The sequence below is a fragment of the Arthrobacter agilis genome, assembly GCF_002953615.1.
In the GTDB taxonomy this organism is placed as follows: Bacteria; Actinomycetota; Actinomycetes; order Actinomycetales; family Micrococcaceae; genus Arthrobacter_D; species Arthrobacter_D agilis_B.
Window position 1 is genome coordinate 391,827 of the sequence record NZ_CP024915.1, and the last position, 7,507, is coordinate 399,333.

Consider the following 7,507-nt stretch of genomic DNA (forward strand, 5'->3'; position numbering starts at 1 on the left):
TCATCCGGATGATCGCAGCGGTGTGCTGGACGAGGGTGGACTTCACGCGCAGGCCGAAGAGCACGCGGTGCAGGTTGACGGAGGACAGCACCAGGGCCGTGATCAGGGCGGACAGGCAGACCAGGCACAGGTAGACCACGACCTGCACGTCATCGAGTTCCTCGAAGCGGCTCTGGAACGGCAGGGTCAGCAGGAAACCGGTCAGGATCTGGATGCCGGTCTGCATGACGCGCAGCTCCTGCAGCATCTCCTGCCAGTTGCGGTCGAGGCGCTGGTTGAGGCTCTCCCCGCGTCCGTCGTCGTCCGCCGGCCCCTCCTGACGCTGCGTCGGCGAGCCGGTGGAGGCTACCCCGTCCGCGCTGTGCGGAGCACGCGCAGCCGAGGCGCCGTCGGACGCCGGTCCGGGCGTGGGACCCACGGTGTCCGCCCGTCCGCTAGCGGGACGACCGCGCGCCGCCCTGCCAGACGGCGTCGAACGGGGCATTCGATACGACCCGGTTGCGGATGCCCTCCGTGACGAACTCCTTGGCCGTGCGGGCAGCCTCGAGCGGGGCCGCGCCCTTCGCCAGTTCGGCGGCGATGGCTGCGGCGAGCGTGCAGCCGGCTCCGCTGACGGCGACCTCGCCGACCTTGGGAGCGGACAGGACCTCGAGGGTCTCGCCGTCGAAGTAGACGTCCACGGCGTCGGGTCCCTCGATCCGGACGCCACCCTTGGCGAGGACCACGGCACCGCTCTGGGCGTGGATGATGCGCGCCGCCTCCTCGAGGTCCGCCAGGTTCTCGATGGTGATGCCCGAGAGCGATTCCGCCTCGAAATGGTTCGGGGTGACGAAGGTGGCCAGCGGGAGGATGTTCGCCTTCAGTGCCTGGTCGGTGTCGAGCGCGGCCCCGGGCTCCTGCCCCTTGCAGATCAGCACCGGGTCGAGGACCACGTTGTCCCACGCCTGGCTCCTCAGCGCGGCCGCGACGGTGTCGATCGTCGCAGGGGTGCCGAGCATGCCGAGCTTGACGGTGGTGAGGGGGTAGCAGGACTGGATGGCCTCGAGCTGGTCGGCGATGACCTGCTGGTCCACGGGGACGAACCGGTGCTGCCACTCCTGCTTCGGGTCGAAGGACACGATGCAGGTCAGGGCTACGACGCCGTACACGCCCAGCTCCTGGAACGTCTTGAGGTCGGCCTGCGCACCGGCGCCGCCCGTGGCCTCGGAACCGGCGATGGTCAGGGTGACGGCTGGGGACGGGGAAGTCTGGGTCTCGGACATTTCCCTAGTGTGCCCGAACCGGCTCCGGCGCGGCCACCCGATCCCGCCGGAGGATGTCGTCCAGCGCCGGGCCGAGGATGGGGTAGTCGAAGGTGAAGCCCGCGTCGAGCAGCTTGCGCGGGGACACCCACCGGCTCTTGAGGACCAGTTCCGCCTCCGTCCGGATCAGCACGCCGCCGAGGTCCAGGAGCCACGCCGGGGTCGGCAGGCCCGCGGGGACGCGCAGGCGCCTGCGGACGGCGGCCATCAGCTCGGCGTTGGTCACGACCCCGGGGGCCGCGACGTTGACGGGCCCGCTCAGCGAGGGCGTTTCGACGAGAAACGTGATGGCGCGGAACAGGTCGTCGAGGTGGACCCAGCTGAACTTCTGCGTCCCCGCGCCCATCCGGCCACCCAGGCCGAGCCTCGCCAGGTTCCCGAGCGGCGTCATCACGCTGCCCGGACCGAGCACGATCGAGATGCGCAGCGCCACCTTCCGGACGTCCGGGACGTCGGCGTCGGCGAGTGCCTGTTCCCAGGCCCGTGCCACCGACACCGAGAAGCCCGAGCCGAGGTCGCCGTCGTCCTCCGCCTGCGGCCGGTCCGTCGCGTGCCGGTAGATGGTGCCCGTGCTCGCGTTGATCCAGACCGGCGGCGGCGTGCCGCCCTCCGCCCGGCACAGCGCGAGGGCACGGCCGAGTTCCTCGGTGGTGCCGACGCGGGAGGAGAAGATGGCGTCCGCATTCCGCCTGTTGTAGCGGCAGTTCACGCTGCGCCCGGCGAGGTTGACGAGGGCGTCCGCGCCGTGGAGGGCATGGGCCATGGCGGCCGTGTCGCCCCAGACCGCCGGGCCGGACCGGCCGACCGTCCGTACCTCCACCCCCGCCTCGGTGAAGCGGCGGACCAGGTGGCTGCCGATGAATCCCGATGCTCCGGCGAGGACTACTGTGGTGATGCTCATTGCACGCGGACCAGCTTCCAGACACTCGCGCGGGCGAAAGCGCCCACGCCTCCGATGATGAGGGCGACCGGGAGGTTCTCCAGCACCGACCTCGAGGGCGACAGCAGGGCGATCAGGGCCAGGGGGACGAGGGTGAAGGCGGCGAAGAAGACGCCGATGTGCACCCACTGGTTCGTCACCGGGCGCAGCAGGAGCCCGACGAGGATGCCGAGCGGCAGCCCCGTGACCAGGCCGATGCCGAGCCCGTACCAGAGGGCCAGCACGAAGACACCGGGTGCGTCCGCGCCCCAGGGGAGCGCGAAGACCAGGGCGAGCGTGACCAGGCCCACGAGGAACCCGAACGCCACGGCTCCCGCGCCGAACGTCACGCGGCGGCGTGGTACTCCGGCCCCGTCGTCGGGCGTCCCCTCGTCGAGTGTCCCGTCCGGTGTGCGGTCGTCGGGTGTCCCGTCGTCCGTGCTCACTGCCGTGTCCCACGGATCAGCTGGACGATGTCCTCGACGATCTTCCGGACGACGGGAAGCCGCGAGAGGATCACGAGCTTGGACAGGAGCGGCGCGGCCTGGTCGATGAGGCGGCGGGTGCGGACCTGGCGGGGCGAGGAGTCGTACACCCAGAAGAGGGTGATCGCCATGTAGGCGTACCAGAGGAGCTCCGGGAGGTCGTCGCGGATGGCGAGCGGTGGCTGGGGCCTCGACAGCGAGACGGCGTGCCGGAAGAGGGAGATGGCACGGGCACGGGCGACGGCGGATTCACTGCCGAAGGGACTCGTGGTGGCCGAGGGCTTGATGGCGATGCTGATGAAGTTGGAACCGAAGTCGTGGTACGGCGCCAGGACGTCGACGCCGGTGTTGAGGACCACCCGCAGGAGCTCCCCGAGGTTCTGCCCCTCGCGGAGCAGCGGCAGCGCGAGCGCCCGGTGCTCCTCCTGCAGGCTGCGGTAGAGCTCGTGGACGAGATCGTCCTTGGAAGCGAAGTAGTAGTACGCGCTTCCGGTGGAGACCTCGGCCGCGGAGGCGATCGCCCGCATGGTGGTCTTCTCGTACCCGTTCTCGCGGAACAGCCGGAGCGCCGTCGAGACCAGCAGCTCCCGGGTCGCTTCACTCTTGGCTGTCGGCGTCGGCATCCGGCTCCCTTTCGAACATGTTCAATTCGGAGTCTAACCCGAAACTGAACATGTTCAAACAGGAGGGTGAGGCGCTGGACCGGCCCGTTTCATGGAGCCGCTGCTACCGGAACAGGTCCGAAGCGACGCCCATGATGATGCGGTCCCCCGGCGTGGACTTCCTGAGGTAGTCCTCGACCGCCCAGTCGTCGAGCGCGATGCACCCGGCGGTCGGAGCCTTGTTCTCATGCAGGAAGATGGCGAAGCCCGCGTCCTGGACGATCGCCGAGTCCGGCGGCCGGTTGTAGTTGATCACGGCGCCCTGCCGGTAATCGTGCGTGGCCCGTGTCGCGAAATACCACATGTCCTCGTCGTACCCCGTCCACGCGGAGGACTCGAAGTACTTGTTGTAGGTGGCCGTGTAGGGGTTGCCGCCCCAGCGTGAGCGGGGGTTGAGCGTGCGGTAGGGCAGCGCGGTGCCGGGGTTGCCCAGGCCGAAGGCCTCGGTCACGGAGTAGGACCCGGTGGGGGAATAGTTGAAGCGGGTCGGCCCGGACGGGACTCCCGGCCTCCTGAAGCCGCTGGATCCCACCCTGGCATCGGTCGTCCAGTCGGTGACATACGTTCCCGCCACCTTCTGGCAGTACACGGCGCTGGCGGAACTCTGCCCGTACCCGCCGGCGATGGTGAGGAGGACCCTCTTCGCCCCGCCCGTCGGGTACCTGGAGCGTCCGTCGTTCAGCGTGGTGCATGTGGTGTGCCGGTGATCCCGGCCGCCGGAGCTCTTCCAGGAGATGTACCCGCCCTGGAAGGGCTGGACACATTCACCGCCCTCGCAGCGCTCCGGCGTCTGGGGGTAGCCGAGGTAGCTCAGGTGCAAGCCCATCGATTCGTACTTCGCTCTCATCCCTCCGCGGACGGGTTGGGAGCCGGTCGCGGGGGACCAGAAGATCACGCCTCCCTGGAACCACTGGTAGCAGCCACCGTTGCGCTGTCCGCAGACCTCGGCTTCCAGCGGGTAGCCCAGGTAACCGGTGTGGGCGCCCAGATTCTCGTGACGGGCGCGGATATCGCCGTTCGTCGAGTGTCCGCCGGTCGCCGGGGACCAGTAGGTCGAGCCGCCCTGGTACTTCTGGACGCAGCCACCGCTCAGCTGCCCGCACACCTCGTTGTCGAGGGGATACCCGAGTACACCGTTCTCCGCGCCGCGGGCCGCCCAGGCGGCGAGCATCCCGCCGCGGCTGACGTGGGCGCCTGTTGCTGCCGACCAGGAGATCACCCCGCGCTGGAAGGTCTGCTTGCAGCCGGCCGATCGCAACCCGCAGGTCTCCCTGGACGTCGGGTAACCGAGCCAGCCGTTCTCCGCCCCGGTCCGTGAGTATGCGCCGCCGATGGCTCCGGGGGTCCATACCCCGAAGGCGCCGGACGACGCGGACCACAGGATCCGGAGTCCGCCGAACTCCTGGGCGCAGCCGTTGTCCCGCGTGCCGCATACCTCGGCCGAGGACGGGTAGCCGGCCGCAGCGTAGCCGCCGTACCGGTTGTACAGCGCGCCACCGACGGCGCCCCGGGTCCATACCTGCTGGTGCCCGCCCACCCTGCTCCAGGTGAGGTCGATCCCGCTGGAGAACCGCTGGGAGCAGCCGCCCGCGGTGCACCGCTCGTCGGTCACCGGATAGCCGACGGCGGCCAGGCCTCCGGTGGCTGCCCACCGGGGGCCGGTCCTGCCGGAGGTGAACAGTACTGCGTGCGCTCCGGTGGAGGGGGTGTAGTGGATCTCTCCGCCGACGAAGGTCTCCACGCAGGGTCCTGCTGCGGTGCAGGACTCGTCGGAGGTCGGTTCGCCCAGCGGCCCGGCAGCACCGCCGAGTTCCCGCCACTTGGCGGCGATGCCTCCGATGGGAGTGAAAGGACCCGCGGCGGCGGCGCTGACCCCGGGGTCCGGTATTGCCGTCGGGGTAGGTGGTTCCTGCAGGTCAGGCACCGCCGGTGCGGCACTCTCCGGTGGGATTTCAGGTCCGGGGCCGGATTCCTCATCACCGGGCTCGGCCGTGGCGGTCGGGACGGGGCTCGTCGCCACTCCGGCCGGCGGAGGCTCGGGCGGAGCCGATTCCGCGGTCGACGGCTCCGGGACCGCGTCCGGGCCTGCAGGCGCAGGTGTCCGCAGAGCGCCAGCAGGGGGAGTCGTGTCCGGATCCGCTGGAGCCTGCGCCGGGGGAGTCGGTGCGGGGGTCTGCTCCGCGACCTGAGGGGGAGGGGCGGGCGTTGCGACCGCGCCCGGAGCGAGCCCGGAGAGAAGGAGAGCGGCCAGCGAGACGACAGCGAGTGCGCGCGCCGGAAGGGACGTGGATGAAGTGTTCACCGGAAGACGACCGCCTGACATGTGGAGGGTGCCGGGGCCTCGGCGAAGGCATCAGCGCGGACTTCGATCGTGCCGCCGGCTGGTACTGCTTGCTGGATCCTCGTGCGGCCGGCCACGCTGCTGGTGCTCCCGACTGCGACGACGACAGAGAACGTCACTGCGGTGTCGGCCGTATTGGTCAGCGTCCCGGAGAAGGACCAGACGCCGGCTGCATCCGCCGTGCACACCACGTCGCTCAGGGAATCGTTGGCGATGGCGGTCGGATTCGCCGGCACCGACTCCCTGCTGGTCTCCAGGGTCGCCTCGACGCTCGGTCCGGGATCGGGGGACGCAGGGGCCGGCAGGTCCGTCCCCGTGGCGTCGGCAACCCACGTCGTCGCCGCGTCCGGCGATGCGGGCATCGTCCCGGGCGAGGTCGAGGCCGCCGACGGTCCTGAGGCCGGCACATCGGGCGCATTGGCAGGTGGCGGCGTGCAGCCGGAAAGTGCGATGACGCCCAGTGCCACCCCCCAGAGAAGCCTCCCGACACTCCGCATTCTTCCCCTATTTCCCGCGGTGAACTTCTCGTTCGGGAACCAGGGGCTTCTGACCGGGAGGGTTGTACAGCCGGGCATTATCAGCGATCGTCCGCGGTGCGGTCCAGATTCGGTAACGATCCCGCACGATCTGCGGGGAAGGAGGGTCAGGCGTAGTACCGCCCCAGCACGTCGGCCTTCAGCTCGTAGAACGTGCCGTCCTCGAGTGCGGCCCGGGCGTCGTCGACCATGCGCACCACGAACCGCTCGTTGTGGATGGAGATCAGGGTCGCGGACACCATCTCCTTCGCCTTGAACAGGTGGTGGATGTAGGCGCGGGTGTAGTGCGTGCAGGTGTAGCAGTCGCAGCCCTCGACGAGCGGCGTGAAGTCCCGCTTGAAGCGCGCGTTCGAGAGGTTCCACCGGCCGTCCGGCGTGTAGAACGCGGAGTTGCGGGCCACACGGGTGGGGGAGACGCAGTCGAACGTGTCGGCGCCGTTCTCGATGCCGGTGAAGAGGTCGTCGGGCTCGGAGATGCCCAGCAGGTGGCGGGGCTTGTCCTCGGGCAGCTCGTCGCTGCACCAGCCGAGGATCGTCCCGAGGTTCTCCTTCTCCAGCGCCCCGCCGATCCCGAAGCCGTCGAAGTCCATCGCGCCGAGGTCCGCCGACGCCTTCCTCCGGAGGTCCTCGTACTGTGCGCCCTGAATGACGCCGAACAGGGCCTGGTACGGGCGGTGGCTGCGTTCCGCGGTGAGGCGCTCGTGCTCCGCGATGCAGCGCAGCGCCCAGAGCCGCGTCCGTTCCAGGGATTCCTCCTGGTAGCCGCGCGAGTTCATCAGGGTGGTGAGCTCGTCGAACGCGAACATGATGTCGGCGCCCAGCTGGTGCTGCACCTGCATGGAGATCTCCGGGGTGAAGCGGTGGCGGTCGCCGTTGAGGTGGGACTTGAACCAGACGCCGTCGTCGTCGATGGAGGCGAGGCGCTCCTTGCCGACGGCGACGCGGTCATCGGCGCCGGCCTTGTCGGCGTCGACCGGGACGTCCATGGTGATGACCTTCTTGAACCCCGAACCGAGGCTCATCACCTGGAAGCCCCCGGAATCGGTGAAGGTGGGGCCGGGCCAGTTCATGAAGGCGCCGAGCCCGCCCGCCTCGTCGAGGATGTCCGCCCCGGGCTGCAGGTAGAGGTGGTAGGCGTTCGCGAGCAGGGCCTGCGCGCCGAGGTCCGCCATGGCTCCGGGGAGCACGGCCTTGACCGAGGCCTTGGTCCCGACGGGGATGAAGGCCGGCGTCCGGATCTCGCCGTGCGGGGTGGTGATGGTC

The 7,507-nt window shown here is 69.8% G+C and carries 8 protein-coding genes; all 8 read right to left on the reverse strand.

All coding sequences use genetic code 11. From position 1 onward, the window contains the following. Positions 1-418: DUF6328 family protein (locus CVO76_RS01945; RefSeq protein ID WP_244186153.1), on the reverse strand; the 418-nt coding region annotated here is incomplete at its 3' end. Between the two features lie 16 nt (positions 419-434). Then, positions 435-1,262 carry a bifunctional hydroxymethylpyrimidine kinase/phosphomethylpyrimidine kinase gene (gene thiD / locus CVO76_RS01950; protein ID WP_208740490.1) on the reverse strand — a complete coding sequence of 276 codons (828 nt, stop codon included), beginning with the start codon at positions 1,260-1,262 and terminating at the stop codon, positions 435-437. Positions 1,263-1,266: 4 nt separating this feature from the next. Next, complete coding sequence (locus CVO76_RS01955; RefSeq protein ID WP_208740491.1) at positions 1,267-2,202, reverse strand: TIGR01777 family oxidoreductase; 936 nt, start codon at positions 2,200-2,202, stop codon at positions 1,267-1,269. Continuing rightward, entirely contained in the window at positions 2,199-2,666 is a 468-nt protein-coding gene (locus CVO76_RS01960; RefSeq protein ID WP_208740492.1) for a hypothetical protein, read from the reverse strand. The genes CVO76_RS01955 and CVO76_RS01960 overlap by 4 nt, the downstream gene beginning before the upstream one ends. Beyond that, complete coding sequence (locus tag CVO76_RS01965; protein WP_133080333.1) at positions 2,663-3,328, reverse strand: TetR/AcrR family transcriptional regulator; 666 nt, start codon at positions 3,326-3,328, stop codon at positions 2,663-2,665. The genes CVO76_RS01960 and CVO76_RS01965 overlap by 4 nt, the downstream gene beginning before the upstream one ends. 103 nt (positions 3,329-3,431) lie before the next feature. Continuing rightward, positions 3,432-5,291, reverse strand: coding sequence for a L,D-transpeptidase family protein (locus CVO76_RS01970; protein WP_208740493.1), 1,860 nt, complete (start codon positions 5,289-5,291; stop codon positions 3,432-3,434). Between the two features lie 374 nt (positions 5,292-5,665). Further along, positions 5,666-6,070 (reverse strand): hypothetical protein, encoded by a 405-nt coding sequence (locus CVO76_RS01975; protein ID WP_208740494.1) that lies wholly within the window; start codon positions 6,068-6,070, stop codon positions 5,666-5,668. A gap of 281 nt (positions 6,071-6,351) precedes the next feature. After that, positions 6,352-7,507: tRNA guanosine(34) transglycosylase Tgt (gene tgt / locus CVO76_RS01980; RefSeq protein WP_208740495.1), on the reverse strand; the 1,156-nt coding region annotated here is incomplete at its 5' end.

Excerpts from the sequence above, each read along its gene's own strand:
- thiD (WP_208740490.1), bottom strand. The coding sequence starts at position 1,262 with ATGTCCGAGACCCAGACTTCCCCGTCCCCAGCCGTCACCCTGACCATC.
- CVO76_RS01975 (WP_208740494.1), bottom strand. The coding sequence starts at position 6,070 with ATGCCCGCATCGCCGGACGCGGCGACGACGTGGGTTGCCGACGCCACG.
- CVO76_RS01955 (WP_208740491.1), bottom strand. The coding sequence starts at position 2,202 with ATGAGCATCACCACAGTAGTCCTCGCCGGAGCATCGGGATTCATCGGC.
- CVO76_RS01965 (WP_133080333.1), bottom strand. The coding sequence starts at position 3,328 with ATGCCGACGCCGACAGCCAAGAGTGAAGCGACCCGGGAGCTGCTGGTC.